Source organism: Mesorhizobium sp. M8A.F.Ca.ET.218.01.1.1 (genome assembly GCF_004791165.1).
GTDB lineage: Bacteria > Pseudomonadota > Alphaproteobacteria > Rhizobiales > Rhizobiaceae > Mesorhizobium.
On the sequence record NZ_SRUZ01000009.1, the window covers coordinates 1 to 26,489 of the forward strand.

Consider the following 26,489-nt stretch of genomic DNA (forward strand, 5'->3'; position numbering starts at 1 on the left):
CAGCCATGATGACCGCGGCGTGTGATAGGCCCTTGTGGGCAGCCGGCATCTTTCCTTGCGAAACAGTCTGCCAAGAGTGCGCAGGCGTCCCCATTGCATGGGTCGTGCTCCGGAGCTCGACTGTGGGAACAACCCAGCTGACGTTCCCGACATCCGTTGATCCGGCAATAGAAGGATCGGTCGAGCGCGGCGCGACGAGCTCGGTAGCAAGAGCGGAGGTCTTTAAGGTTTGAAGGTTCAAATACTTGACGGTTTCCTCAACGCTGCCGCCAGGGAACGTCTCTTGGAGCTCTTTTGCGAAGGCCTGATCGGCCTCGTCGAACCTGGGAGCACCATACTCCTGCAGGCAGCGAAACATGAGGTTCTCCAGCGTCTCGTTGCCCAATAGATTGGCCTCACCCGTCACGATGCGCCATTTAACGGTGGTTTCCGTCATCATGGAGGCGCCTTCAGCGACTTTGAAGACGCGCTCGACAAGACCGCGAAGTTCCTTCGTGTCGCTGCCTCGTACGACGTAGCGAACAGCCGCGTTGGCCTGGACGACGTTCGGCGCGTGCCCGCCCGTATCGGTGATGGCATAGTGGATGCGTGCCCGGCTTGGGATGTGCTCGCGCAGGTAGTTGATGCCCACATTCATCAGTTCGACCGCGTCCAGCGCGCTTCGGCCGAGATGCGGACAAACGGCTGCATGCGCGCTCCTGCCCTTGAATTCGAAGACGATTTCATTGCAGGCAAGCGAAACGGGGTTCGGGATGCCACAGTAAGAGGCCGGGTGCCAGGTTATGGCCGCGTCGACATCATCAAAGGCGCCACTGCGCACCAGAAATGCTTTGCCCGACCCGCCTTCTTCAGCCGGACAACCATAATAGCGAACCCGACCCTGTACGCCCGACGACGAAAGATAATTCTTCACCGCTACCGCTGCGAGGAGGGACGCCGCGCCAAGCAGATTGTGGCCACATCCATGACCTGCCCCAGGATTGGCATTCTCGTTTGGCGAGAGCGATCCCGCCGCCTGCTCCAAGCCAGGAAGCGCGTCGAATTCGCCCAATATCGCAATAGTCGGTCCGCCGCTTCCGGCCTCGCCCATGACGGCCGTGGGCAAACCTCCTATACCTGTTGAGACGGTAAATCCCTCACGACGAAGAGCGTCTTCATGGAGCTTCGATGACTTGAACTCCTTGTAGTTCAGCTCAGGGGTCTCCCAAACCCTGTCGCTCAGTTCCCAGTACGCCTTCTGTCGATCCTCGACCAGCTGATGAGCGATGTTGACGCTTGTGGGCATGGAGCCTCCTCGTTTTCTTCTGGTGTTCTTAGTCGCTGGGGAACAAGACGCACCGCTCGCAGTCGGGCGCGATCTTGATTCTGTCACCGTGTTTGAAGCCGTGCGATATACTTGACTTCAGTTTGAGTTCGCCCTGCTGAGAGGAAAGCAACATGGCGACTGAATCCCCCTGGAACGCAACCTCTTCGACAGTCGCGGCCAAACCCGGCCCCTCCCCGCAGACGTGAAAATACTCGGGTCGGACGGCCAGCTTCGCAGAGTTTGCGCCGTTGAGACCCAAATGCCTGACGGTGCGGTTTTCTTCGATTCCCGTTATCTTGATAGTCGCCAGATCCCCCGCCACAGTCACCACTTCGACATCGAGGAAATTGCTTTCGCCAATGAAGTCGGCAACGAATGGTGAGTTCGGGTGACAATAAAGCTCGGTCGGCGTGCCGATTTGGAGAAGCCGGCCCTCGGCCATGACGGCAACGCGGTCTGCCATGGAAAGAGCCTCTTCCTGATCGTGCGTAACAAGGATGATTGTCGTTCCCAGGGATCGATGAAGCTTTTTCAGCTCCATCTGCAACTGCTGGCGCAGTTTTCGATCCAAAGCCCCGAGCGGTTCGTCCATCAACAAAACAGGTGGATGAAACACCAGCGCGCGGGCCAAAGCCACGCGCTGCTGTTGACCGCCCGAAAGCTCGGCTGGAAAGCGATGGGCCAGGGTTTCGAGACTGACCATCTCCAAGGCTTGCGTCACTTCCTTCGCAACCTCGGCGGATGCGATCCTTCGACGGCGCAGCGGATAGGCCACGTTCTCCCACACAGTCATATGGGGAAAAAGGGCGTAGCGCTGGAAGACGATGCCGACGTTCCTCAAATGCGGCGCCTTTTGAGTTACGACTTCATCGTTGATGATGACGTCGCCGCTGGTCGGAATGTTGAAGCCGCCGATGGCCATCAACATCGTTGATTTTCCCGACCCGCTCGGACCGAGCAATGCCAGAAACTCGCCCGCTTCGACATCAATCGAAACATCATGAAGAGCCGTGAACCTTCCATATTTCATGAATAGGTTCTTTGCAGTGACCGGGGCCCCTCTTGGTTGCACGTTCCACCTCTCAATCGGATTGGTTTGACGGCTTCGGCCAGCAACGACCTGTGCCGCGCAAATAAGGTCAGCTCGCCGCTTCAAATAGCTTGCGATCGGATTTCGTGAGCCGCTCTATGCCGTTGGCGCGCACCACCAGCGACTCGCTGAAAGCAAGCCCTTCGGCCGAAAGATACATATGCAGCGCCATGCCCTCTTTGATTTCCCAGTCGGCGCCGGGCGTGAAGCTATGGAAAAACTCGCTTCCGATCTGTGTCGATGCCGGGAAGCAACCGAGTGTGTAGCCAGTGACATTGTCGTAGCTTGGGCGAAGACCCTGCTCCATCACCGCGTCGCGAGCCAAGGCATCGATCTGGCGGGCGCTTGCACCCGGTTTGATCGCAGCCATTTGACGATCCTGGATGTCGACGAGAGCCCTGGCAACCGTCTGCTGTCGCGCCGTTGGCTTGCCAACAATGATTGATCGCATGATGCGCGAGCTATAGCTGCTGACCTTTGGGCAAAGCTCAATGTGGACGATCATGTCCTTTTCTATCGGACCCGACTGCTCGTGCGAATGCAATGCATCCCAGCTGACGCCGGTTGTTATGATGCCTAACGCACCACGGTCGCCTCCCATTGCAAGGAAGCTATCGCTTGCTGCTCTGACCAGTTCGCGCTGGAATCCGCCAATGCGAACCACGTCAACCAGTTCGAGCATAGTGACGTCGCAGATCTCGGCAGCTTTTCGGAGATAGTTGATTTCCGCTTCCGACTTGATCGTTCTCACCGCCCAGAATGCGCCGCCGAAGTCCTTGAAGGCCGCCAATGGCAGAAGCGCTTTGAGGGCGCTGTAGCGCGAGACTGACATGGATTGGGACGCAAACTCGATGCCGATCGCCTTGTTGGACAAACCGCGCTTTTCGAGTTCACCGACGAGAACCTGATGCGGATCATCCCAATCCCTGAAGCCGACAATCGTATCCAGCCACGTCGTTTCCTCGCAAGGAGGTACGTCGAGACTGCGAATGATCAGGAACGGATCGTGCGCCGGCGTCACCACGCAGCAACGCCACATCGTCTCACCGACCGAAAAGCCGGTCAGCCAAGCCATGGTCTCGACTTGATCGATGACGGCAACGTCAACGCCAATCCGTGTCATCTCATTTCGCACAGCATCCAGCCGAGCTCGGAACTCGCTTTCAGAAAATGCCAGATGGGACCGTTTCATCTCTTACTCCTATGGATGGTTTTTCTAAGCAGGGCAGGAATGGTGAGGTAACCGACATAGGCGAGAGCCATCATGCCGAAGACGAGCGTGGCGACCACAGCCACCTGCGGACTGATCTCGTTCTTGATGTCATCCCACATGCGGACCGAGAGCGGCACGGCATCCGGCCCGCCAAGGTAAAGACCGAAGACGACATCGTCGAAGCACATCACAAAGGTGAAGAAAGCAGCACTGGCGATAGAAGGAAGGAGAAGCGGCAGCGTTATGGTCTGGAAGGCTGCAAGCGGTGTCGCTCCCAGATTGGCAGCGGCCATCTCCAGGCTGTCATCGAGCTGGTGGATGCCGGCAACCAGAACGATCACCGCATAGGGAAGACCGATGATTGTATATGCGACGATGAACCCCGCCTTCGTGCCGACGAGACCAGATTGCGCAAAGAGCAGGTAGAGTGCGAGCGCCGTGACGACCTGCGGTAGAACGATCGGCGCGATCAAGAACAGGTACGACGTTTCGCGTCCAATCATTTTCCTGCGGACCATGGCCATGGCTGCGGGGATGCTCAGCGCTATGGAAACCACGACGGCAGCACCGCATGTCACCAAGCTGAAGCGCGCGGCCTCAAGCCATTGGCTGTTTTCGAAGAATGTCTTGAACCAGCGCAATGAGAGGGAAGGCGGCGGGAATGAAATGTATGACGAACCGCTGAAGGCCAGGGGAATGACCACGAGAAGCGGAAGAACCAAGCACGCCAGGACAAAGATGGACACCGTCCAACGCAACGGCCTGAGGAGGTGTGAAAGCGTAGCACCCAGGTGATCCAGGGCAGGACCAAGACGCCGATTGCCGGCATCTCGCAGGCGGGCCTTGTAGCGGGCGACATTCCTGCGCCCGGCGGGCAGCCGGTCGAATTGATGCTCATTGTGGAAGGTCAACCATTTTCGGAAGACGATCATAAGCACCACCGTGACGGCAAACAGAATGGCAGCTTGCGTCGAGGCGCCGGCAAAGTCGGCCAGATTGCTCAGGCGAACGGTTATGGCTTGGGCCAGGAGATAGTTGCTGGTTCCGCCGAGCAGGGCTGGCGTCGTGTAAAATCCCAGGGTGGACAAAAACACCAGCGAGCAGCCGCTGATGATGCCCACCCGTGTCAGGGGCAAATATACGTTCCAGATGGCACTCAGGCGATTGCTGCCGAGGTTGGAGGCTGCATCCAACAAAGTGTGGTCAAAGCGCTTCATCGAGGCATAGATTGGAAAGACCATCAGCGGCAATTGCACCTGGACGGTGCCGATGTATGCCCCCAGCATGTTGAACACGAGTTGCATGGGCTTATCGATGAGTCCCGCCGAAAGGAGGGCTTTGTTGATCAAGCCGTTTGGCGCCAGGATGATGATCCAGCCATAGGTCCTTACCAGCACGCTGGTGATGTACGGTATCGCAACCATCAACAAGAAGATCGCCGCAACCGGCCCTTTTAGCTGCGCCAGCGTGTGCGCGAGGGGATAAGCCAGTGCAAGGCAGATGGCAGTTACGGCAAGCGACAGAACGATCGTTCTGCCAAAGATTGTCAGAAACGCTGAATTGCGGAACGTCTGCACATAGCCGGACACATCCCACTGGCCGTCCACGAAAACTGTGTCGGCAAGGACTTTGGCGATTGGATATACAAAAAATATGATCAGAAAGCACAATGCTGGGGCCAAAGCTAAGATGGTCACAGCATTGTGCCTCTTGACCGGCGATGCGGTCAGGATTCCCAACGAAATCTCCTATCGCTACCGTGTGCCGGAGATCCACGCTTCCCACTGCGCAACAGCATATCGAACATTAGGCACGCCGTCGGTCGACTGTCCCCAATAAACGTAATCCTGCGGGATCAACTGGCCCTTCAAGCTCGGCTGGGTCGGCAGCTTGGCAACCAGTTCCGGGGCGATCATGGAGAAGGCACGGCTGTTCGGCGGAGAATAGAGGATGTGCTTGACAAATTCTGCTTGTCGGTCCGCGCGCCCGGCAAATGCGAGAAACTTCATCGCATTCTCCTGGTTCTTGCTGCCCTTGAGAGCAACCCAGTAGTCCGTTTGCAATAAGCCCTGATTCCACATGAATGACAGCTTTACGCCCTCATCAATCGCACTGCTTATGCGGCCGTTCCAGGCACTTCCGGCAACAACCTGCTTGTCCACAAGCAGCTGCCCGGTCTCCGCACCGCTCTCCCACCACTTCAGGATGTCCGGTTTGATCCGGTCCAGGCTCTTGAAGGCTCTATTCCAATCCAGTGGATAGAGCTTTGACGGATCGACGCCATCTGCGAGCAAGGCAGCCTCGAAAGTGCCAACTCCAGCCTGCTGGACCCCGGTTCCCAAGGTCCGCAGTCCCGGAAACTTTTTTGTGTCCCAGAAATCCGACCAGTTGTTTGGGCCACCCTTCGGAAAGGCATCCGTGGAATAGGCCCCTATCAACGCGTATATGATGTGTGGGCACGCGAACTTCTGAGTGGATACGGTGTCGAAGCCCGCCAGGTCTTCCTTTTCGAAGAAGGAATAGTCGATGGGAAGAAGGAGGTCATCTGCGACAAAGCTCGGGACGTCCGCGCCGGCGATGACGGTGATATCATACCGCGGGATACCTGCCTTGACGCTTGCGCGGATCGCGGCCATTTCAGATCGGGGGCTGCGGATCAGACGAATTCCAGTTTCTTTCTCGAATGGGTCGAAGAAAGCGATTTTTTGTGCTGCTCCCCAGGTGCCCCCGCCGTCATAAACGACAAGTTCTCCTGTACCAGTCAGCGACTTGGCTATCGCCGGGGCTGAAAGCTTCAGCCCGGCGACACCGATCGCCGCCAACGAAAGGCTATGTTTGAGGATGGATCGTCTCGACAAAGTATTCTTCATTTTTTCATTCCCCTTTGTTGTCGATTAGAGATGTTGATGTTGTCAGTGTCTTCACGCGATTGAAGCGCTGTCCTCCTTTCCCTTGCCGTCTGCCAGAAGCCGATCGCGAACGCGCTCGAGCTCCTGGCAGGCATTTTCAAGCTCGCTCACCTCAAATCCATCGGCGTATGCAAAGCCTGCATCACGAAGGCAGGTCGCCAAACGCCCATGAAAGCGGACCGTCGATTTGTCGACCGTGAGGCCTGATTCAAGCTCATGATTACGGTTCCAAGTCACAGCCTCATCAGCATCAAGGCGCTCTGGCAGGTTGAGAGAAAGATTGCCGCGTTCGTCGAGCTCGACAGGATAGCCACCTGGTAGGCCATTGGGTCCCGGGACATGGCCGACCCAGGCTTGAGAGCTCGCCAAGGCCTGGATCAGGGTCACTCCGCTCGCCCCTGATACTTCAATGGCCGGCTCTCTCGTCAGCCGAACATCGGGGAAGGTGGCAAATACGTCAGCAATCTCATCGTTGGCGACGAATACCCGTGGTGGATTAGCGCCGATCCGACGATCGGGAGACTCGCGCCAAGGTCCGAGAGATTGATAGTGGGCAAGGACCTTCAGAGGTCCCGCACCCAGGGAGCGCCGCGACTTTGCTCCTTCAAAGATATTTGAGAGAATTGCGACATTGCCGGTTCCGCACAGCACTTTATGCCCCATCGCCACGATCATTTCGTTGACGACATCTGGAAAGCAGCAATTGATGAAATGCGTTCGCGGCGACACGGACGAAATCGCTGCCGCCATTCTGCTCGATATCAAGGCTTGAAGAACCGCAGTCGCCGACAAACCGCCTTCTGCCACCAATCGGCCCCAGCCTTCCCGACTGCTCGAAATGACGCTCGAGGTCTGAATCGAAGCGGCCTGCACGACGATCCTTGGTTGGAAGCTCGAAATCAGGTCTGAGCAGGCCTGCGGCGCGCGCAAGTCAATCTCATGGGTCGAAATCGTCGTCGGGGTGCCGAACATCTTTGCCCGGGCATTGGCAGCCGTGCGAAGCCAAATCAGGCGTTCCTGATTTCGACCGGCAATCATGACGTTGATCGGGACGCGCGCCGTAGCCGCCAGGTCAAGGACGATGCGACCTGCAAACATGCCAGTACCGGTGATCAGGAGATCAACCTTCATTTTGAAACCGGTGGCTGATACAAGCACTATCCCAGCGTTCGTGAGACGCCTCGACGAGGCGAGATTTTTGCACACGTTGGCTGGGCGTTTTCGGAAATTCGGAGACAACAGAAATGTAACGTGGCCGCTGGAACGGTGCGAGCCTGGGCAACAACCAGGTGTAAAGCTGCCCGGGATCGATAGTCGCATCCAGGCGGGGGCGAACGAAAAGGTGAATGTCGGACTCGCCGATTTCAGCCGGCACGCCTGCCATGGCACTTTCCTCAACATCGACGTGTTGATTGGCGACGGATTCGACCTCGAAGGCGGAAACGTTCTCCCCACGACACCGCACACTGTCGCTCATGCGACCGTGAAACATCAGCATACCCGACGGGTCCCAGGATCCCAGGTCGCCGGTGTGAAACCCGTCCGGTCGCAGTGCCTCCTTGGTGGCCGCCTCGTTGTTGTAGTAGCCAGGAAAAATCGCGCCGGCCAGATTGGTCGTCACAATGATTTCACCCTTGTCATTGGACGAGAACGGGATGACGAGCCCATCTTGATTCTTGAGAAACACCTCAAACCAGGGCAGAGGACGTCCAACTGATCCGACCAAGCGCTCGGCGTTGAAGGTTGTTAAACTGGACGACTCCGTCATTCCGTAACATTCGCGAATTTCCAGTCCGAAGCGCTTTTCAAAAAGCCGCCAGGCATCGATCGCGCAGCCGCCGCCCCAAGCAATGCGCACGTTGTGGTCGCGATCGAAGCGGGTTTCGTTCTGTCGAAGAAGAATCTGGATGATACCGCCAAGATGATGAATATGCGTGCAGCCGGCTTCACTGACTTCCTGCCAGAAACGAGACGCACTGAAGCGATTTCGCAACGTCAATACGACCTGCGAGAACAAAGGCACAAAGAGCACTTGCGCACCGCCAATATGATGAAAGGGCTCCCAGACGTAAAAGTTGTCGCCCTCTCGCGCATCAGCGCATCTGATCACGGCTTTGGCCGCCAGTTCGAGCATGGTATGAGTGACCATCACCGCTTTGGCGGGGCCCGTCGTGCCAGATGTGAACATCAGCGCGGCACAGTCTTGCGGAGCAGGTTCCAGCCGATCGCGACCGTCGAGCGCCGTCAGGGTGTCGGGAAGGTTGATAACCCCAAGAGCTGGTCGGAACTCACAGGATGCGAGCGTTTCAAGCAGATCGACATCGCAGATCGCCAGGGTCGGCTTTACAAGCGTTACAGCGTGATCGAGCGCTGGGCCGATCAACAGTGGATTCATCGGAACCCATACGAGACCCTGCTGCAAGATCGCATAAATCAGCGCGAGTGTCGTCCGGCTGTTTCGCATCATAACCAGGACACGATCGCCCGGTCGAAGGCCAATCTCATCCAGGTAATCTGCCAATGCATCGACATTGCTGGCAAGCTGGCCGAAAGAAACTGACCCATCGGCATCACACGCAAAGATCCGATCCGGCGCTTCCTTTGCCAGTTGCTTGAATGACGCCACTAGACCGCTGACCATCACAGGACCATGCGCTTCGAGCGGTTGACCGGAAGTGATGCCTGGAAGGTCGGGGGCAGCTTGCATGAGAGCTTACGCCTTCTTCCGCCGCAGGAGGAACTGCTCCATCATCGCTTGTGGCTCACCCGTCGCGTAGGCTTCCGTCTGGATACGAACACCCGCCGTCATGGCGTCCTCAAACCCTTGCTGGGTGACTTCCGCAATTCGCTGCCTGTTCAAACGCATGGCGTGGGGCGGCTGGTTCGCGAGTTCCTCGGCAAGGGCAAGCGCAACGGCTTGCACCTCATCTTCGGGCACGATCCTGCTGATGAGCCCGAAGGTGAAGGCCTCCTGCGCACTCAACATCCGGCCGGTAAGCGTCAGGTCCACGGTCCGAGCCAGGCCAATTAACTCCCGCATGATCCAGTTGCCGGTTACCGTTGGAATGCCTGACTTGATTTCAGGCTGCCCCATCATCACGCCAGGATGCGCAATTCGGAAATCGCACAGGAGCGCGACCTGAAATGCGGAGCCGGCAGCGACCCCATTGACTGCGGCCACAACCGGCTTCGTGCCAAGTCGAAAGCATTGGTAGAGATCCAACCATTCCTGCATCCAGCCAGCTGCGTCGGACGCTTGAAAGAGCTTGCTTTCCGAAAGATCCTGACCCGCACCGAATGCGCGGCTTCCCGCCCCCGTGAGAACCAAAGCTCGGACACTTTGATCTTGCTCTGCGAGCGCCAGCTCATCAGCCAGCATCCGTCGCATCGTTGAGTTCCAGGCATTCAGCTTTTCCGGCCTGTTCAAAATAAGCCGGCGCACGCGACCGATCGTTTCAGGAACAATCATCTTGTCCATATTCACCATCGCATTGTAATAGTTGTTATTGTTTATCGCATGTGGTCTATTGTATGTCAACGACCCATTGCGCAATGCCACGCGGGGCGCCAGAAGAAGGCGGTTCGTTCAGGAGAAAACGATTGGCTACGACCCCTACAAAGACACCCAAAGCAGATCCGCTGATGGTGCAGTCCGTCGCGAAGGCTTTTAAGGTGTTGCAAGCGTTTGACGCGCAGCACCCGGCAATGACGCTTTCGGAAATCGCACAGCAGGCTGATTTGGATCTAAGTGCAGCGCAACGCTTTGCGCACACCCTTCAACAACTTGGGTATCTGCTGAAGCATCCCGGTACGCGGCAGTTCTCGCTGTCGCTGAAGTCGCTCGACCTTGCCTATCACTACCGGCTGTCATCGCAGCTCGTAAATCGTGCCATGCCTGTCCTGCACCACGTCAGCAAGGAAACCGAGGAGACGGTCAATTTGACTGTGCTCGATGGCACTGAAGTCGTCTATCTCGAGCGCATTCAAAGTCGGCATGTCCTGGCAACCAATGTCACCACGGGAACCCGGCTGCCGGCTTATTGTTTGTCTCCAGGACGGGCGATCTTGTCGCGGCTGCCGAACGACATCGCTTGTTCGGTGATCGCTGCGTCTGATCTTGTCAAACACACCTCGCATACCGAAACAGATCCAGATCGATTGATCGATCTCATTGAAGCCGCTCGCCAGCAAGGGTACGCAGCATGCTTCGAAGAGCTTTACCACGGTGATGCATCAATCGCTGCTCCAATACTTGGTCCAGATTCGCAGGCCATTGGCGCCATAAGTATTGCGACCACGCTGTCGCGTTTTTCCCGGGAGGAGGTCGTCGAGCGGTACGCGAAGCTTATCATTTCAGCAGCCCGTTCCGTCTCTGCTTATTAGTGCGATGCTGTCGCGACATTGAGCAACGCTGGTTGCGGCAGCCAGCGGCAAAACTGACCATTGGAGTGCAATTTCCCATGTCGGGACAATCCTTCGGCCAATTTCGGCCTACCCATGCAACCAGATCTGCAGTCACCATCTTGTTCAACGGGCTAGAGACGCCTGCCTGCACTGGCGAAACGGTGATCGCCGCAGTCCTGCGATCTCACGGCTATCTGGGCTTCTCGGAATTCGACGGCACGCCCCGCGCGGGCTTTTGCCTGATGGGCGCCTGCCAGGACTGTTCCTTATGGCTTGCAGACGGTCGACGCATCCGTGCGTGCATGACGACGGTTGAGTCAGGCATGACTGTCGCAAGTCGCCCTCCCCTTCGACATGAACAATGAAAATCGACGTCAACCATCTTCCCCCAGTAATCGTCGGCGCCGGCCCCGCCGGCCTGGCTGCCGCTGGCACGTTCCTGCAAGCAGGGGTCGCTCCACTGATCCTGGACGAAGCAGATGCAGCCGGCGGTCAAGGGACGCGGCGCTTGGGGCCCCTTGCGGAACCTCGAATGAACGCTTTGTTCGGCACGCGCTATGCGGCCCGCGTGAGAGATCGTGAGACCGTCGAGGACGCCATCCTCGCGCAGAGCAACTATCGACCGCTAACGACGATCTGGGGCGTCTATGATAAGAGGCTCGAAGTCTTCGCCGGCGACAGATTATCCAACATACCCTTTCAACATCTCCTGCTTTGCACCGGCGCAACAGATCGCATTCTGCCGGTTGCGGGTTGGACGCTGCCAGGCGTTTATACACTGGGGGGCGCGCAGGTTGCGCTCAAGAAACATGGAACCTTCATTGGCAGGAAGATCGTCTTTGCCGGAAGTTCGCCGCTTCTTTATCTTGCAGCAGCTCAGTACCTGCGCCTTGGAGCCCGCGATCTGGTCATAGTCGATTCAACGTCGCTCTTTGAGAAGATAAAGGCCGCGCCGGCCATGGCCCGTTGGAGTGCCGGAACACTCTTCGAAGGCCTGCGCCTGCTTCAGGAGTTGCAACGCGCTGGCGTGCGAATAATATTCGGTGCGGACCTTCTCGAAATTCAGGGGTCGACAAAGGTCGAACACATCACGTTTCGGCGGCGCGGGCATCCGGTAGAGACGGTCGCGTGCGACGCAGTGGCCATTGGCCACGGTCTGAGACCGGAGACGCAGCTTGCCGAGCTTGCTGGCGCTCAGTTCGAGTTTGACGCCGAACACGGCCAATGGTTTCCGGCCACCGACATGGACGGACGCGCGTCTGAGGACCTGTGGGTTGCTGGCGATGCGGCCAGGACGGTTGGTGCGATTGGCGCCAAGGTGAGCGGCGCGTTAGCAGCTTTATCGGTCCTGCGGGAAATGGGGATCACGCTGCTACCGGAGAACCGGGTTAAGTCGATGCGGGGGCAGCTCAGAAGGTGGCGAAAGTTTCAGCATGCCATGGCGCGTGCCTTTATCCCTCCCGTTGCGGCAGCCGCCGAGGCGCCAGACACGATGATACTGTGCCGATGTGAGAGAGTAATCGCTGCAGAGATCCGCCAGGCTGTCGCTCAGGCGGCGGGGCCGGCTGAAATCAACCGCGTCAAGGCAATCACCCGGTGTGGAATGGGGCGGTGCCAGGGGAGATATTGCGGCTTTGCCTTGCAAAGCCTCCTATCGTCACTCACCAACAAGGGTGCAGGTAATGTCGGGCGGTTGCGCGCCCAAGCCCCGGTCCGGCCGATTCCGTTGGTCGCAGCCGACAGCGGGTCAAATGATGGAAAAATTTGATGTCATCGTCATCGGCGCAGGATTGTTTGGCACCTTTACCGCCTTCTTCCTAAGACGGCGGGGCCTCAACGTCGCGGTTGTCGATCGCGGCTTTGTGGGTGCACAGTCCAGTGGCGCAAACTTCGGAAACCTTCGGCTTCAAGGACGCGCAGCGCTACAGTATCCACTCTCACTGCAAGCTCAACTGTTTTGGGAACGGTTTGACGCCGAGATCGGCGAAACCTGCGAGTACGATCAAACAGGGCATCTTTACCTTGCCCGAACGCAGAAAGGACTTGAAAAGCTTCTCGGCTACGCAGAAGCGTCCAGATGCAACGGCCTGAGTGTCGAGATCATCGACCGGGCTGATCTCAAGCGTCGATTCCCGTTCCTTTCACCCGATGTTGCGGCAGCCAGCTATTCAGCGCGATGCGCCGTCGCAAACCCCAGATTATCGACCCCTGCCGTGGCCAGAGCTTTTCTGCGCAACGGGGGTCAGCTTTTCGAAGGCCAACAGGTGTCTGAGTTCGTCCCCAATGGCGGAAGCTTTTCGCTGCGGACCACCGAGGGTCGTCGCTTTACAGCGACGAAGGTCGTGAATGCCGGCGGCGGTTGGGCCGGTTCTCTAGCCAAGACGTTTGGCGAAGAAGTCCCGATGTTTTCAGCCGGCCCGCCGCAGTTTGTCACGGAACCACTGCCCTACATGCTTCGTCCGATTGTCCAGGCTGTCGAAGGCGACGTTATCGTCCGACAAATCGCCCGAGGAAACATCATTTTCGCGGGCTACCCTCGGACACGCTCGCAGGCCGACGGGGAACATACATATGTCCCGCCGCAAAAGATTGTGCAGGGGATGGCATCTCTGGCATCCGTCGTACCGAGTTTCGCGAATGCAGAGGTAATCCGAGCTTGGTCCGGTGTTGAAGGCTATCTCCCTGACATGCTGCCAGTGGTCGGTCCCAGTCAAGCAGTGCCCGGTCTGTTTCACGCATTCGGTGGCAGCGGCGGTGGCTTTCAAATTGCACCAGCGGTGGGAGACTGCCTGGCTGCCGTGGTCGCGGATGAACAACCAGCATGCGATCTACATCCCTATCGCATTGACCGGTTCAATGTCCAATTGGAGACAAGTGAAAAGATCACCACGGAATTCGACTAGGGGATCAGAACGCCTGGCGCGAGCGCAACAACATCGGAGATGGTTTTGGGCGAGCTACTGAGCAAGGCGGAGCAATTGCCGCGTTGCGCCTGAAAACTTACCCGCCTTCGAGTCGCGGGTTATCATCGTCAGCGGCACGAGAGTGACCAGCATTCACCGCCCGAATGCGCACGAGCGATACTGGACACAATGACTTATTCGTTCTGCGTCCACATCTGGCGGCCGCCGAGCTTTGCCTCATCGCTGGTCATGAGTTCCTTCAGAAACCGGCTCACCACGCGAATTCGGGAAAGATTTGCCAGATCCTGATGTACGGAAAGCCAAACATCCCTGTACCCCTGAAGGGCCGGCAAGACGTTGACCAGACCCGTGTTGACGCACAGAGCGAATTCTGGAAGCGCGACGATCCCCGCTCCGCTCGATGCCGCAAACATTTGGGCAATCATGCTGTTGGAGGCGAAGGCGAGATTTGGGCTGGGGATAAAATCTTCGAGCCAGCGGACCGCTTCGAGTTGAACCAGTTCCTCGATGTAGCCGACAAAACGATGTCTTTGGAGATCCTCTTTGCCTTCGGGAATTCCGTATTTCTCAAGATAGGACGGAGAAGCGTAAAGCCGTGTGGCGAAGCGGCCGATGCACTCGCCAACGAGGACCTTTCCCTGAGGTTTGAAAAAACTCAGGAAGAGGTCCGCTTCGCGGCGGGCAACGCGCACTGTTTGGGGTGACGTGACCAACTCCAGAAGCAGATCGGGGTATTTTGACGTAAGACGTGTTAACTGCGACGCGAGGTAGAGCGAGGCAATCCCTTCCATTGTTGCCAGTCTCACGGTTCCGCTGACCTCGCTCTGGCTGCTCATGTCCGAGCGCAGACTGTTGACGCCGAGCTCTATTTCCTCTGCCCTTCGAAGGACCGTCATGCCCACGGTCGTCAGGACGAGACCGTCCCTCGTTCGTTCGAAAAGCCCTGCCCCGACCGCATATTCCAACCTGCTGAGACGGCGTGAAACTGTCGAGTGACTGACGCCAAGGATGCGGGACGCGCCTGTGATGCTCTTGCTCCGTACCGCCCGGAGGAACAGCTTCAGATCATCCCAGTCCAAATGATCAAGCGGTGTAGTCATGTGCCTGTCGTCTATTTTTGCACACCATAGGGCGACAAGTCGCATTAGCCGAGCAAAAATCTTCTGACTAGAGTTGCAGCTTCCCTCTGCCGGCATACGCGAGAGCTCGCGAGGCCCGGCTCATATGCCTCTTATGCAGGCTGTTGCTGATGGAGCGTTTCGTAGGGCACAGGACAGGGTGGCGTTTCGCCGGAGCGCAGGCATAGGCTGGACAAAACTCTCGACGGCGGCGAGCGTCGCCAAGACCAGTTTGCAACCAACTCGTCTCGCTGATCGACTGCCTCACGAGAGCCGGAAATCGCGTGCCGTTCCGTGGCCGGTTTCAGGACCACGATGGGCGCTGGGCGGCATCGAAGGCCGCGGGATAGATCTGAATCTGAGAGCCGTGGAGCAGCTTTGCCGCACACGCTTTGGCTCCGAAGCGCCAGGCAGTCATTCTTCAGTAGCGAACGACCGACTAGGCAGCGATGTCAGCGACTGCCTCCAGGAAACTATCGATTTCCGCCTCGGTATTGTAATAGTGCGGAGACGCGCGCACCACGGGCGGGAGGCCTCGCGTGAAAGCATCAATAAGTGTACTCGAAGGCGGCGATACCGATACGTTGATGCCCTTGTTTGTCAAGTGCGCCATGACGTCCTGTGAGCGGCGGTCGGCGACCGTGAACGAGATTATAGAGGCGAATTGGGTCCCGAGATCATGTACGGACACTGACTTCGTATCGTTTAGCCCTTCGCGCAGTCTCGACGAGAGGCGCCTGCAACGTTCCTCGATCTTGTCCAGTCCGATCTCAAGGGCGTAATCCACTGCTGCCCGCAGGCCAACGCGAACGGAGTAGTTTTTCTCCCAAGTTTCAAAACGTCTGGCATCGGCTCGAAGCTCGTAGCGATCCGGTGCGATCCAATGAGCGCCATAAAGGTCGATCATTGCCGGCTCGATCGTCTCCAGCAATGACTGACGGATATAGAGAAAACCGGTTCCTCGCGGTGCGCGCAGGAATTTTCTTCCGGTAGCTGTCAGCATATCACAGCCCAGCGCAGCAACGTCGATGGGCAATTGGCCGGCGGCTTGGCAAGCATCAAGCAGGTAAAGGATGCCGTTGTGGCGCGCTATGCGACCGACCGCTGCTGCTGGATTGATCAGCCCACCATTAGTAGGAATCCAGGTGATCGCAATCAATCGGACGCGATCGTCCAGCATCGCCTCCAACGCGTGGGGATCGAGCACGCCTGATGCATCATTGGGAATGACTTCCACCCTGGCGCCGGTACGCTTGGCAACTTGGAGAAATGCTACATAGTTGGCCGCAAACTCGGCGCTTGCCGTCAGGATTCTGTCCCCAGGCTTAAACGAGAGCGAATAGAAAGCGCGCTGCCAGGCAATCGTGGCGTTCTCAGCTATCGCTATCTCGTCGCGGCTGCAGTTCACAAGGGCGGCCACACTATCATATGTTGCCTCCAGAGCAGCGTTGGCCTCGGCGGCAGCCTCGTAGCCGCCAATCTCACCCTCCCGCCTGACGTAGCGGGTGACAGCCTCAATGACTGGGCTCGGCATCAAGGAGGCACCTGCGTTGTTGAGATGGTTTCTGTTCTGCGTTCCGGGGGTGTCGGCACGGAGGCGGTGAATGTCCAGTGCATCGGTAGCATCACGGTTGACGTGCGACATGGACATCGTGACCCCTAATGTTGTGCCCTTCGCGACTATTGGCTGAAAAGGCACGCGCGTGGAATTCACCGTTTTTGCAGACGGCCGTGCAAATTTCGCCGTCTAAGGATCTACTGCGAGCCGCATCGCAGAAGCCTGCATAGCCGCGGGGTCCTTGTCATTCCAGACGCCGCAGCCCTCCGGGAATTGGGAGCAGCCAGTTCCCGGCTGCGCGACGACGGTTCGCTAGAAACCCCGTTCATTTTTGCACGGCACAGTGCACTCTGTTGGGCTTGGCGCTCAAAGTTGTTCTGCTATCGTCGGCCGATCAAAAGCGCTGACGTACCAAGACACCTTAGGCAAACTTGCTGCGGTGTGTCGCGTCGGCGCTTCATCGTTCAAACTTATCCGGGGGAAGCGTAGCATGTCTCGTCAAACAGTGAATGCCTCGAACGCTGCCGCAGTCGGACCGTACTCCCACGCAACGTGGGCTGGCGATTTACTGTTCTGCTCCGGGCAAACGCCGCTCGACTCAAAATCCGGCAGGCTGGTTGAGGGAAATATCGCCGACCAGACGCGTCAGTGTTTCGCCAATCTATTCCAGGTTCTCGAAGCGGCAGGGTTGAGTCCTGACGATGTGGTATCGGTCAATGTCTATCTCACTGATATGAGCGACTTTGGCCAGATGAACCAGATCTACGCTGAGCAATTTTCAGCACCTTACCCTTCGCGCACCACCATCGGGTGCGCCAGCCTCCCCTTAGGAGCGCGCATTGAAATTGGGCTGACGGCAAAACGGCGGTCGTAGGTGTTTGCTGCCCATGGTAATTACAGGCTAGGGCAGGTCTGAACATTGGAGGTGTCGATGGGTCACGTGAACTTCAAGGCTTCGATCTCGCCCTGAACTGGACGCGGCGAAAGCGCATCTGTTACATGACGCTGACGGATCAGGATCTCCCATGAGACGCCCGGGCATGCACATGGCCAGGAACGGCTTCTCGTTTCAAGGACCCGCCGAAGGCGTTCATGCGCTAGGCTCGTGGATTACGCCCGCAGACGATCTGTTTCTGGTCACCCATATGGGATTCCTGCAGATCGACCCCGAGCAATGGTATTTGAATATAAACGGTCTTGTCGAGAATCCGATGACGTTGCGTCTGGCGGATCTTCAGGCAATGCCGCAGCGTGAGTACATGTCATTTCACGAATGCGCCGGCAGCCCTCTTGCGCCGACAGTGGCCAAGCGCCGGATTGGCAATGTGGTTTGGAAAGGGGTGCCGCTCTCGCTTGTTCTGGAACAGGCCAGGCTTAGCGACAAAGCCTCCTTCATCTGGACGGCTGGACTCGAGTGGGGCGAGTACTCCGGCATTGAAGACGCCTATCAAAAAGATCTACCGATCGACAAGGCCTTGGCCGACGAAGTTCTCTTGGCGCTGGAAATCAACGGCCAGCCACTCACCTGCGAGCGCGGAGGTCCGGTTCGGCTGGTTGTGCCAGGGTGGTACGGCACAAACTCTGTGAAATGGATTGGTTCGATCACGGCTGCGGAGCGACGGGCGAGCGGGGCTTATACGACACGCTTCTACAATGATCCCACGCCTTCGGGCACGAAGCCAGTTTGGAGTGTCGCCCCGGAATCGGTCATCGTATCCCCCTCACCTGTGGACCAATTGCAAGCTGGCATACCCACAGGGATATGGGGCTGGGCTTGGGGAGATCATCGGATAACGCGTGTCGAGGTCAGTGTGGATGGTGGAGGCACCTGGCAGACTGCAAAGGTCGGGCCGCGCGAGGGTAGAAGTTGGCAGCGGTTCGAATTTCCGTGGACCCCGATATCAGGCAAACACATCTTGATGTGTCGGTGCGCTAACGAACTTGGGGAAGGACAGCCGCTGTCTGATGCCAGAAACGCCGTGCACTCGGTTGAGGTTGTTGCCTCGAAATAAGATTTGGGCAAGTTAACCTCCGAGGCTAACTCACCAGTCTTCGCATTTCTGCAGGATCCGAATCATGACCCTCAATCATCCCTCTATCGAGCACGAACGACGCTCTAGCTAGGGGGACCCCAGTGCCAAGCCTTGCCGATCGAGAGATTCGCCGCGCTTTGAAGCAGGTTGAGCAAACCAGGAAGCAGTAGAACCTTGTCGATGGCGAGGTCCACGGAACTGGCCGCCTCGGGATGAAGCCAATGCCGACTGACGTAGGTGTGGGGCCTTGTCGTTTACATTGCGCGCGCCATCCCATGCAGCAGTATGATTGCTGCTCATTACTCTCATGCATATTATCAATTTGATCAATCTCAAGCCTTGCTTCAACGTTCACTGGCTAATGAAAAAGAGAAACACAATGCCTTTACGCGCCGCCCGGTCGGTGGATGGCGGGATGGCTGCGAGATCTCTCGGTTGGCCCGAACAATCGCAAAATGCAATCTACAGCGCCGCCGCTTGGCAAGGGAAGGTGCCATTTACAATGGAGGACCGCCAGTGACTGTGAAGGAAGAAAGTCAACAGCAGATTGACCCAAACGCGCTGACTGTGGTGCCCCTGGGGCATCCCTGGCGGCTGGCAGCCGTTGTGCTCGTCATCGTCGGCGTACTTCTTATAGTGCGATCGGCTATCTTCAACCCGAACTTCCAATGGCCAGTGGTTGCCACCTACCTGTTCAATCCGTTGATCATGAACGGGCTGGGACAGACAATCTCGCTGACGTTCATCGTCATGGTCTTGGCGATTGTCGGCGGGACGATCGCCGCTCTGATGATGCTTTCGCCGAGCAAGCTACTTTCCATTCCCGCAAAGGCATTTGTATGGCTGTTCAGGGGTGCTCCGGCGCTGGTCCAGCTCGTTCTCTGGTACAATCTGTCCTTGGTCATCAAGAACTTCAGCCTTTGGGTGCCTGGCTACGGCACGGTTTTTTCCGTTTCCACAAACGATGTAATGACGCCCATGGTCGCCGCGGTCGTCGCCCTGTCCCTTCACGAAAGCGGATACATGGCGGAGATCGTGCGGGGGGGGTTGAAATCCGTGAGCCCTGGCCAAGGCGAAGCTGCGGCCTGCCTTGGCATGAACCCCGGTCTCTCGCTCCGTCGCATCATATTGCCGCAAGCGATGCGGATGATAATCCCGCCGACGGGAAACGAGACGATCAATCTTCTCAAGACGACATCTCTTGTGAGCATCATCGCCGTGGGCGATCTGCTGTACTCGGCGCAGTCGATCTACGCCCGCACGTTCGAGACGATGCCGCTCCTGCTGGTGGTGACATTCTGGTATCTGGCCGTCGTCTCCGTGATGTCGATCGGACAATACTACCTCGAGCGCTACTACTCGCGAGATGAGACCAGGCACCAAGGGGGCGCGCTCGCTTTCGCCTGGAGAAACGTCTTCCGGTTTCGCAAAAACGAGGTGGTGGCATGAACGCGGTCGCTACGCATCATAACCGCTTCGGCATCGCGCCCTCGACCATGGTTCATGCCGCCGGCATACGCAAATCATACGGGAACCTGGAAGTACTTAAGGGTGTGGACCTGACCGTTCCGGTTGGTTCGGTCGCCTGCATCATCGGACCCTCGGGATCGGGCAAAAGCACATTCCTCCGGTGCATAAACCATCTCGAGGAAATCAACGGCGGGCTTCTACTCGTCGACGGAGACTTCGTCGGCTACCGCCTCGAAGGCAACAAGCTGCATGAACTGCCCCCGTCCGCTATCTGCAAGCGACGGGCCGAGATCGGGATGGTCTTCCAGCAATTCAATCTGTTTCCGCACATGACAGTCCTCGAGAATCTCATCGAGGCTCCCATCCGGGTCAGGAAGGAGCCGATTGCGAAGGCAACAGCCAGGGCGACGGCCCTTCTCCAGCGTGTCGGTCTGGCCGACAAGCGCGATGCGTTTCCCAAACAGCTCTCGGGCGGTCAGCAACAACGCGTCGCGATCGCCCGCGCGCTTGCGATGAACCCCAAGGTCCTTCTATTCGACGAGCCGACGTCGGCGCTTGACCCCGAGCTTGTCGGGGAAGTTCTGGAAGTCATGAAGGATCTCGCCAAGGAAGGCATCACAATGATCGTGGTCACCCACGAAATCGGATTTGCGCGCGAGGTGGCTGACCAGCTCATATTCATGGATGGAGGCGTCGTCGTAGAATCCGGCCATCCGAGGGAAATGATCGCGAGCCCCAAATCGCCGCGCACGAAGGAATTCCTCGCGCGCGTCCTTTGAGGTTACCGAGCCATTGAGCATCTGAGCGATATTCACTTCAACTATGCCAAGTACGGACGACGAAGAAGGGACTCTACATGACCACTTTTGAAGCGCGCGCCTTTCAACTCGGCATCGAGTTTCCCGCAGCGCCTAAGGCTGTCGCCAACTACGTTCCCACCTACCGCACAGGAAACCTGCTTTTCGTTTCCGGACAGCTTTGCATGGGATCTGGCGGCAAGCTATTGGCTTCGGGGTTGGTCAGCGTCGACGTGTCGATCGAAGATGCGACCCTGGCCGCAAGGGCATCGGCTATCAACGTTCTTTCGCAGATTCGTGCTGCCTTGGGTTCACTCGACGGGATCAAGCAAATCGTTCGACTAGGCGGATTTATTGCCGCCCCCGCTGATTTCACCGACCATGCAAAAATCATGAACGGCGCTTCTGATCTCATGGTCGAAATCTTCGGCGAGCAGGGGCGCCACACGCGCAGCACAGTCGGTGTTGCCTCACTGCCTATGCGAGCCGCAGTGGAGGTGGAGGCGGTCGCCGAGATCGCTTGATGCGCGTCGTCGATTGCAAAGGATAGTCCAGCCGCTCATAGATTTGTCTTTTTCGTATCTTCTGGCTGTCCGATACGCTGGTAATTAAGTTTCGGAACCACGTATGCCCCGGGTCGAAGGCAACGTTGCGTTCGAAAATGAGCGATATGGTCACCTCGGGCAGGGTGATCGGCGGCGGAACGATCCTGATCTCGCTCTCCTCGGGCAAAGCGAGGAGGACGCCATCGCCAAACACCGCAACGAGTTGCGTCCCCTTAATGACCCAAGGCGCCACCAGATAGTGGGGGATGGTAGCGATGACCTTGCGGGTGAGACCCATGCCACGCAGGACTGTGTCAGCCACTCCGGTCGCTGTGCCATCGGCGGAAATCTGCAGGTGGGGTGAGGCCAGATATCGCTCAGGAGTGAAGTCGTCGAGAAGCCTGTTGCCGCTCCATCCACCGCAGACCATCCTGTCTCGTGACAGCTCGACTACCTCGAATTGATCACCTTCAACCCTGGCATTGCCCAAAACGGCGCATTCCACCTCCCGGCTCCGCAGGGACTCTAAAACATCCGGTTCCCTTGCATGGACGACGTTGAGAGTGGCGTGCGGGGCGAGCGCTGAAAAACTTTCGATGAGCGTCGGCAGGAAGGTGACAGCCGTGTAGTCCGATAGTCCGATGCGGAAATTCCTGTTTGTCTGCGCGGGCTCGAAATTGAGGTGGCGGTCAACCACAAGCCGGATATCGGCCAGCGCGCGGGATATCACGATGCCGAGTTCTCTTGCCCGTGGGGTCGGCTCCATCAGGCCCGCGTCCCATGAGAAAAGTACGTCATTGAAAATCTGCCTGAGACGGCCTAGGGAGTGACTGACGGCGGATTGAGTTCGACCCAGTCGCACTGCGGAGCGCGTGACGCTCCTTTCCTGCATCAGGACGTCGAACGTCCTCAGGAGGTTCATGTCAATCTGATTGAGAGAAAACTCCGACATGGGTGACCCTTCTCGACTGACGGACAATCGGCTCCGTGAATACCTTAGTTAGGCGCCATGAACTCGGGCATGGCAAATTTGAAAATGCTATTATGAACCGCACTCATAATGTCGATGAATGATATCCATTCGATTCAGTCAAAGTTATGTGATCTTCTCTCCCTAGTCACAACAATCCTAACGGGGAGCAATTATGAAGAGGGTATTTCTGACGGCCGCGTTCGCAGCACTGACCGTGTATCCGACACTATCCGCCGATCTTCCGCTTACGAGCGACGTCAAGGACTCTGGAACTTTGTCGATCGCCAGTGGCCTCGACTATGCGCCATTCGAATTTACGGATGAAAAGGGTGAACCCGCGGGCCTGGACGTCGAGCTCTCGCAGGTGGCCGCAAAGCTGATGGGGGTCAAACTCGATCTGAAGCGAATTCCGTTCGCTTCCCAGATTCCCGCCCTGACGGCTGGCCGCATCAAGGTCGGCTGGGCCACGTTTACGGTGAAGGCAGACCGTCTGAAGCAGGTAGATTTCGTCACGTTTCTGAAATCGGGAACTGTGGCTGCGGTCCTGCCCGAAAATTTGTCGAAGTTCCAAGGCCAAAACAGCCTGTGCGGAGCCAAAGTGGCTGTTCAAACCGGCTCAGCCGCCGACTTCACGACTGACAAGCTGAGCGGTGAATGCACCAAAGCGGGAAAGCCCGCGATCGATAAGGCGATCTATCCTGAACAGAAGGATACGATCCAGGCCGTGCTGACGGGGCGCGCGGATGCGCGGCTCGATGATACCACGGCCGCCGGCTATTATGAGAAGACGAGCGGCGGCAAGCTGATTGTCGCGCCTGGCGTCTATGATGTTCTTCCGTTGGGATTAGCTGTTCCCAAGGGGGACGCGGCGACCGCTGAAATGATGCGTGCGACCCTGCAGGCATTGATCGACAACGGCACCTACAAGCCCATTCTGGAAAAGTACGGCATGGCCCTGGCAGCGGTAGAGAAGTCGCGGATTATCACGTCCGTTGATCAGATCGCCGAATAGAACCTACTGGCGGGTCGCACTGCTACCCGACAGCGCACCCGCCGACACCCCGGCCTGCCACCCGCGCCTCGGCATATACGGCGCGCCCAACGACTTGAAGCAGAAGAAGTCACGGTGAAGTCCGATATCGCGGCGCCGCTGTGGAACCTGTCGCATGAGGACACGCATGAGTGCGCAAGCGGAACACAATCGGTTTCGAACCGATCTCCGCCCAACCCTGGGTGAGGAAGAGATTGCTGCCATCCGTGTGCAGTATCCAATCGTCGACAAGTGCGTTTTCTGGGACTGCGCTGCCGTTTCGCCCATTTCGCGCAACGTGAGTGAAGCCATGGCGCGGCAGACCGGGTTGCACTGTGCCGACATCAAAGATGCCGTCAACGCGGCGGTTCCAGTCCAGCAGATGGGGCGCGAGCTTGCGGCAAAGCTGGTGAGCTCGACACCGGATCGCGTCGCCTACATCCAGAATACTTCCCATGGTATGTCGTTGGTTGCGCTTGGCCTTGATTGGCTGGAGGGCGACAATGTCGTGGTGGCGGAGCTCGAGTTCCCTTCGAACTACCTCATCTGGGAATCTCTCGCGGCAAATGGCGTCGAAGTTCGCAAGCTGAAGGCTCGAAATGGCGCGCTTCTGGCTGAAGATCTCCGAGCGCTGACAGACTCACGAACGCGAGTCGTGGCGGTCAGCCAGGTTCAGTTCTACAGCGGGTTTCGTGTGGATTTAGCCGCATTCGCCGACGTTTGCTCCCACCATGACGCCCTGCTGGTGGTCGACGGTACCCAGTCAGTCGGGGTGCTCGATCTCGACATGGCCACGGACGGAGTGGATGTCGTAGTTGTCAGCGCGCATAAGTGGCTGCTTGGCCCCTTGGGCATAGGCTTCATGGCGTTCTCGCAACGGGCATTCGAACGTGTCTGCCCCCGCGTAGTGGGATGGCTTAGCGTTAGCGAGCCGTTCTCGTTCCACCGCAAGCTGGATTTTCTCCCGGACGCGCGAAGGTTTGAGCCAGGAACAGAGAATGCCGCAGGGATCTTTGGCCTGTCAAAGCGGCTTGAGGAAATCCAATCAACCGGTGCGAAACGGATAGAGAGCTATGTTCTCTCCTTGGGTGAGCAAATTCGCCAGGGGGCAAGGCGAATCGGTTTCGAAATTGTGAGCGATTGGCCGCAATCGTCGCTTTCCGGGATCGTGTTGATGCGCAGTAGCAAAGTCCAGACCGATGTCCTGTTCGATCGACTGTATGAGGCAAGAGTGAGATGCAGCGTCAGGAACGGTGCAATCCGCTTCTCGCCGCATTATTTCAGCGACACAACCGAGGTAGCTCAAGTTCTCGAGGTTCTGCGTTCGGCTTAAATCCGCAACAGTCTGGATGAGTGCAGCGCAGAGATGGCGCGGTGCTCAAAAAATGTAAACGGCAGAGACGTTGCCGTCCGGTCCTTTGCCCCCGTTTCCGGTAGACGATTTCGACTGTATGAATGACCGAACTGAGAGCGCGAAGCTGCCGCATACCGCGCTACTTCATCCTCGACGCTACTGTTTTCTGTGTCTTGCTCTTCGCCGTCGCCCTTCCCCGGCCAAACCGGTCTTACTGACGTTCTGCGTCCCAGGTGTAGATGCCGGATTGAGCAGCTTCGCCGCGCCTCGACCAGACGAACGAGGCCGTCGGTCCCTTTGAGTTTGGCCGCGAAGTTGTCGTCCTGGAGAATCCGGCCACGGATCGCCTCGAAAACCTCCTCGGGTTCTGGCCCTGTGAGCTTGGCAATCTCGCCGGCGCCCCGGACCTTCATCTTCGGCCCCATCAGCTTCTCGACGAGTCGTTGAGATGGCCTGCGGCCAACCCGGCCAACGACCTGCTCTTCTGATGCGTCACTAACAGATACGGCCGCAGGTCTACGCCGGTTAGCGGTGGGTCGATTGCAGCCCAGCCTTTCGTCCACCCTTACAGAACGAGCCCGAAAAAAATGGTCGGCAAAAGGCCTATGGAACCGCCGCCCCCAATTCAAGACCGAAGGTCGGAAGAACGGCGGATCGAAGTCTCACTAATCCTGAGCGTGGCTTCCCATCAAATGCACTATTCAGTTGGAAATTAAACATTTCGCTGGTGCGTCCAGTTGCTCTTGGATCATGCGCCGCAATTCATATAGATCCTTGGCAAAAGCCCGAATACCTTCCGCCAGCTTTTCCGTCGCCATTGCATCATCGTTCATGATCCAACGAAAGGTCTTTTCATCGACAGCCATCCTTTGAACAGGCCGAGCCATTTCGGGCGACAGCTTGCGCTCAAGCACCGTCGAGCTCGCCGCGAGTTGCTCCAGAAGCGGCGCGCTGATCGTAAGGCGATCGCATCCGGCCAGCGCCTCTATCTGACCGACGTTGCGGAATGAAGCTCCCATGACAACTGTTCGGATGTCATGCGTCTTGTAGTAATTGTAGATCTCGATAACAGACTTGACGCCAGGATCATGCTCAGGGCCAAATTCTTGGCCGGTTGCCTTTGTGTGCCAGTCGAGTATGCGTCCCACGAATGGCGAGATGAGAAAAGCATTGGCGTCTGCGCAGGCAACCGCCTGAACCGTCGAGAAGACAAGCGTCAGGTTGCAGTCTATGCCTTGTTTCTGAAGCACCTCGGCGGCACGGATTCCCTCCCAGGTGGCGGCAAGTTTGATCAGGATACGGCCTCGCTCGACGCCATGCTCACCGTAGGCCTTGACAATTGCCTGCCCTTTTCTGATCGACGCCTGGGTATCGAACGAGAGTTCAGCGTCCACTTCGGTCGAGATGCGTCCCGGTACTTCTCGCAGGAGCGCGAGTCCGACTGCAACTGCAAGACGATCCGCGACGGCCTCGACTATCGCTTGTCTGCTGCCCGCTTGCTTGCTCCCCCACTCGAGTGCTTCTTCGAACTCTTCATGGAAAATAGGAGTTTTTAGCGCCTTAAGCACAATGGTGGGATTGGTGGTACAATCCATTGGCTTGAGGCGCTTGACGGCTTCAACGTCGGCGGTGTCGGCGACTACCGTCGTCATTTGACGCAATTGCGCAAGCTTGTCCATGAACTGAATTTCTCCCTCATATATTTCGGCAAGTGACAATCGGCACGGCAATTCCGCACATGGATCGTGCTGTTCACGTCGGCTCA

The 26,489-nt window shown here is 57.5% G+C and carries 24 protein-coding genes; 11 read left to right on the forward strand and 13 right to left on the reverse strand.

All coding sequences use genetic code 11. The features are described 5' to 3' along the window. From EN861_RS27975 to EN861_RS28010, 8 genes are all read right to left on the reverse strand, one after another. Positions 1-1,285 (reverse strand): amidohydrolase (locus tag EN861_RS27975; protein ID WP_135928196.1); only part of this gene is annotated, 1,285 nt, incomplete at its 3' end. A 28-nt stretch (positions 1,286-1,313) separates the two neighbouring features. After that, entirely contained in the window at positions 1,314-2,336 is a 1,023-nt protein-coding gene (locus EN861_RS27980) for an ABC transporter ATP-binding protein (RefSeq protein ID WP_135866997.1), read from the reverse strand. A gap of 109 nt (positions 2,337-2,445) precedes the next feature. Then, complete coding sequence (locus tag EN861_RS27985) at positions 2,446-3,588, reverse strand: Xaa-Pro peptidase family protein (protein WP_135867000.1); 1,143 nt, start codon at positions 3,586-3,588, stop codon at positions 2,446-2,448. Then, positions 3,585-5,348: an ABC transporter permease subunit gene (locus EN861_RS27990; protein ID WP_135867002.1), complete on the reverse strand. Its 1,764-nt coding sequence runs from the start codon at positions 5,346-5,348 to the stop codon at positions 3,585-3,587. Before EN861_RS27990 ends, EN861_RS27985 begins: the two co-directional genes overlap by 4 nt. Positions 5,349-5,363: 15 nt before the next feature. Further along, positions 5,364-6,479 carry an ABC transporter substrate-binding protein gene (locus EN861_RS27995; RefSeq protein WP_135867004.1) on the reverse strand — a complete coding sequence of 372 codons (1,116 nt, stop codon included), beginning with the start codon at positions 6,477-6,479 and terminating at the stop codon, positions 5,364-5,366. A gap of 51 nt (positions 6,480-6,530) precedes the next feature. Beyond that, positions 6,531-7,649 carry a hypothetical protein gene (locus EN861_RS28000; protein WP_135867006.1) on the reverse strand — a complete coding sequence of 373 codons (1,119 nt, stop codon included), beginning with the start codon at positions 7,647-7,649 and terminating at the stop codon, positions 6,531-6,533. Beyond that, on the reverse strand, positions 7,639-9,225 hold the full coding sequence (locus EN861_RS28005) for an AMP-binding protein (RefSeq protein ID WP_245512121.1): 1,587 nt from the start codon (positions 9,223-9,225) through the stop codon (positions 7,639-7,641). Before EN861_RS28005 ends, EN861_RS28000 begins: the two co-directional genes overlap by 11 nt. 6 nt (positions 9,226-9,231) lie before the next feature. Continuing rightward, positions 9,232-9,996 carry an enoyl-CoA hydratase/isomerase family protein gene (locus EN861_RS28010; protein ID WP_135867008.1) on the reverse strand — a complete coding sequence of 255 codons (765 nt, stop codon included), beginning with the start codon at positions 9,994-9,996 and terminating at the stop codon, positions 9,232-9,234. Positions 9,997-10,118: 122 nt separating this feature from the next. On the opposite strand from EN861_RS28010, the gene EN861_RS28015 reads away from it, so the two are divergent. From EN861_RS28015 to EN861_RS28030, 4 genes are all read left to right on the forward strand, one after another. Further along, complete coding sequence (locus tag EN861_RS28015) at positions 10,119-10,901, forward strand: IclR family transcriptional regulator C-terminal domain-containing protein (protein ID WP_245512122.1); 783 nt, start codon at positions 10,119-10,121, stop codon at positions 10,899-10,901. A gap of 77 nt (positions 10,902-10,978) precedes the next feature. Then, entirely contained in the window at positions 10,979-11,287 is a 309-nt protein-coding gene (locus EN861_RS28020) for a (2Fe-2S)-binding protein (protein WP_135867010.1), read from the forward strand. Then, positions 11,284-12,690, forward strand: a complete 1,407-nt coding sequence (locus EN861_RS28025; protein ID WP_135867012.1) for an NAD(P)/FAD-dependent oxidoreductase — start codon at positions 11,284-11,286, stop codon at positions 12,688-12,690. Before EN861_RS28020 ends, EN861_RS28025 begins: the two co-directional genes overlap by 4 nt. Then, positions 12,677-13,825, forward strand: a complete 1,149-nt coding sequence (locus EN861_RS28030; protein ID WP_245512123.1) for an FAD-dependent oxidoreductase — start codon at positions 12,677-12,679, stop codon at positions 13,823-13,825. Before EN861_RS28025 ends, EN861_RS28030 begins: the two co-directional genes overlap by 14 nt. 194 nt (positions 13,826-14,019) lie before the next feature. Here the strand turns inward: EN861_RS28030 and EN861_RS28035 are convergent, their stop codons facing one another. Together EN861_RS28035 and EN861_RS28040 are read right to left on the reverse strand one after the other, a co-directional pair. After that, positions 14,020-14,946, reverse strand: a complete 927-nt coding sequence (locus tag EN861_RS28035; protein ID WP_135867016.1) for a LysR family transcriptional regulator — start codon at positions 14,944-14,946, stop codon at positions 14,020-14,022. Positions 14,947-15,403: 457 nt separating this feature from the next. Then, positions 15,404-16,609: an aminotransferase class V-fold PLP-dependent enzyme gene (locus EN861_RS28040; protein ID WP_135867018.1), complete on the reverse strand. Its 1,206-nt coding sequence runs from the start codon at positions 16,607-16,609 to the stop codon at positions 15,404-15,406. A 403-nt stretch (positions 16,610-17,012) separates the two neighbouring features. Between EN861_RS28040 and EN861_RS28045 the strand changes: the two genes are divergently transcribed. The 5 genes from EN861_RS28045 (at position 17,013) to EN861_RS28070 (ending at position 21,346) form a co-directional block, all read left to right on the forward strand. Further along, positions 17,013-17,396 (forward strand): Rid family detoxifying hydrolase, encoded by a 384-nt coding sequence (locus EN861_RS28045; RefSeq protein WP_135867020.1) that lies wholly within the window; start codon positions 17,013-17,015, stop codon positions 17,394-17,396. Between the two features lie 151 nt (positions 17,397-17,547). Then, positions 17,548-18,534, forward strand: coding sequence for a molybdopterin-dependent oxidoreductase (locus tag EN861_RS28050; protein ID WP_135867022.1), 987 nt, complete (start codon positions 17,548-17,550; stop codon positions 18,532-18,534). A gap of 537 nt (positions 18,535-19,071) precedes the next feature. Then, positions 19,072-20,004 (forward strand): amino acid ABC transporter permease, encoded by a 933-nt coding sequence (locus tag EN861_RS28060; protein WP_245512124.1) that lies wholly within the window; start codon positions 19,072-19,074, stop codon positions 20,002-20,004. Then, positions 20,001-20,804 (forward strand): amino acid ABC transporter ATP-binding protein, encoded by an 804-nt coding sequence (locus EN861_RS28065; RefSeq protein ID WP_135867026.1) that lies wholly within the window; start codon positions 20,001-20,003, stop codon positions 20,802-20,804. The genes EN861_RS28060 and EN861_RS28065 overlap by 4 nt, the downstream gene beginning before the upstream one ends. A gap of 77 nt (positions 20,805-20,881) precedes the next feature. Continuing rightward, positions 20,882-21,346, forward strand: a complete 465-nt coding sequence (locus tag EN861_RS28070; RefSeq protein ID WP_135867028.1) for a RidA family protein — start codon at positions 20,882-20,884, stop codon at positions 21,344-21,346. Here EN861_RS28070 and EN861_RS28075 read toward each other — a convergent pair. Next, positions 21,300-22,319 carry a LysR family transcriptional regulator gene (locus EN861_RS28075; protein WP_135867030.1) on the reverse strand — a complete coding sequence of 340 codons (1,020 nt, stop codon included), beginning with the start codon at positions 22,317-22,319 and terminating at the stop codon, positions 21,300-21,302. The genes EN861_RS28070 and EN861_RS28075 overlap by 47 nt on opposite strands. A 193-nt stretch (positions 22,320-22,512) precedes the next feature. Between EN861_RS28075 and EN861_RS28080 the strand changes: the two genes are divergently transcribed. Together EN861_RS28080 and EN861_RS28085 are read left to right on the forward strand one after the other, a co-directional pair. After that, positions 22,513-23,352, forward strand: a complete 840-nt coding sequence (locus tag EN861_RS28080) for an ABC transporter substrate-binding protein (RefSeq protein ID WP_135867032.1) — start codon at positions 22,513-22,515, stop codon at positions 23,350-23,352. A gap of 166 nt (positions 23,353-23,518) precedes the next feature. Further along, on the forward strand, positions 23,519-24,703 hold the full coding sequence (locus EN861_RS28085) for an aminotransferase class V-fold PLP-dependent enzyme (protein WP_135867034.1): 1,185 nt from the start codon (positions 23,519-23,521) through the stop codon (positions 24,701-24,703). Here the strand turns inward: EN861_RS28085 and EN861_RS35890 are convergent. Continuing rightward, positions 24,700-25,149, reverse strand: coding sequence for a hypothetical protein (locus tag EN861_RS35890; protein WP_135867036.1), 450 nt, complete (start codon positions 25,147-25,149; stop codon positions 24,700-24,702). The genes EN861_RS28085 and EN861_RS35890 overlap by 4 nt on opposite strands. A gap of 276 nt (positions 25,150-25,425) precedes the next feature. Continuing rightward, positions 25,426-26,403, reverse strand: coding sequence for a transaldolase (tal, locus tag EN861_RS28090; RefSeq protein ID WP_135867038.1), 978 nt, complete (start codon positions 26,401-26,403; stop codon positions 25,426-25,428). Between the last annotated feature and the right edge of the window lie 86 nt (positions 26,404-26,489).

Excerpts from the sequence above, each read along its gene's own strand:
- EN861_RS27980 (WP_135866997.1), bottom strand. The coding sequence starts at position 2,336 with ATGAAATATGGAAGGTTCACGGCTCTTCATGATGTTTCGATTGATGTC.
- EN861_RS27985 (WP_135867000.1), bottom strand. The coding sequence starts at position 3,588 with ATGAAACGGTCCCATCTGGCATTTTCTGAAAGCGAGTTCCGAGCTCGG.
- EN861_RS27995 (WP_135867004.1), bottom strand. The coding sequence starts at position 6,479 with ATGAAGAATACTTTGTCGAGACGATCCATCCTCAAACATAGCCTTTCG.
- EN861_RS28000 (WP_135867006.1), bottom strand. The coding sequence starts at position 7,649 with ATGAAGGTTGATCTCCTGATCACCGGTACTGGCATGTTTGCAGGTCGC.
- EN861_RS28005 (WP_245512121.1), bottom strand. The coding sequence starts at position 9,225 with ATGCAAGCTGCCCCCGACCTTCCAGGCATCACTTCCGGTCAACCGCTC.
- EN861_RS28010 (WP_135867008.1), bottom strand. The coding sequence starts at position 9,996 with ATGGACAAGATGATTGTTCCTGAAACGATCGGTCGCGTGCGCCGGCTT.
- EN861_RS28020 (WP_135867010.1), top strand. The coding sequence starts at position 10,979 with ATGTCGGGACAATCCTTCGGCCAATTTCGGCCTACCCATGCAACCAGA.
- EN861_RS28025 (WP_135867012.1), top strand. The coding sequence starts at position 11,284 with ATGAAAATCGACGTCAACCATCTTCCCCCAGTAATCGTCGGCGCCGGC.
- EN861_RS28030 (WP_245512123.1), top strand. The coding sequence starts at position 12,677 with ATGGAAAAATTTGATGTCATCGTCATCGGCGCAGGATTGTTTGGCACC.
- EN861_RS28035 (WP_135867016.1), bottom strand. The coding sequence starts at position 14,946 with ATGACTACACCGCTTGATCATTTGGACTGGGATGATCTGAAGCTGTTC.
- EN861_RS28040 (WP_135867018.1), bottom strand. The coding sequence starts at position 16,609 with ATGTCGCACGTCAACCGTGATGCTACCGATGCACTGGACATTCACCGC.
- EN861_RS28045 (WP_135867020.1), top strand. The coding sequence starts at position 17,013 with ATGTCTCGTCAAACAGTGAATGCCTCGAACGCTGCCGCAGTCGGACCG.
- EN861_RS28050 (WP_135867022.1), top strand. The coding sequence starts at position 17,548 with ATGAGACGCCCGGGCATGCACATGGCCAGGAACGGCTTCTCGTTTCAA.
- EN861_RS28065 (WP_135867026.1), top strand. The coding sequence starts at position 20,001 with ATGAACGCGGTCGCTACGCATCATAACCGCTTCGGCATCGCGCCCTCG.
- EN861_RS28070 (WP_135867028.1), top strand. The coding sequence starts at position 20,882 with ATGACCACTTTTGAAGCGCGCGCCTTTCAACTCGGCATCGAGTTTCCC.
- EN861_RS28075 (WP_135867030.1), bottom strand. The coding sequence starts at position 22,319 with ATGTCGGAGTTTTCTCTCAATCAGATTGACATGAACCTCCTGAGGACG.
- EN861_RS28080 (WP_135867032.1), top strand. The coding sequence starts at position 22,513 with ATGAAGAGGGTATTTCTGACGGCCGCGTTCGCAGCACTGACCGTGTAT.
- EN861_RS28085 (WP_135867034.1), top strand. The coding sequence starts at position 23,519 with ATGAGTGCGCAAGCGGAACACAATCGGTTTCGAACCGATCTCCGCCCA.
- EN861_RS35890 (WP_135867036.1), bottom strand. The coding sequence starts at position 25,149 with ATGGGGCCGAAGATGAAGGTCCGGGGCGCCGGCGAGATTGCCAAGCTC.
- tal (WP_135867038.1), bottom strand. The coding sequence starts at position 26,403 with ATGGACAAGCTTGCGCAATTGCGTCAAATGACGACGGTAGTCGCCGAC.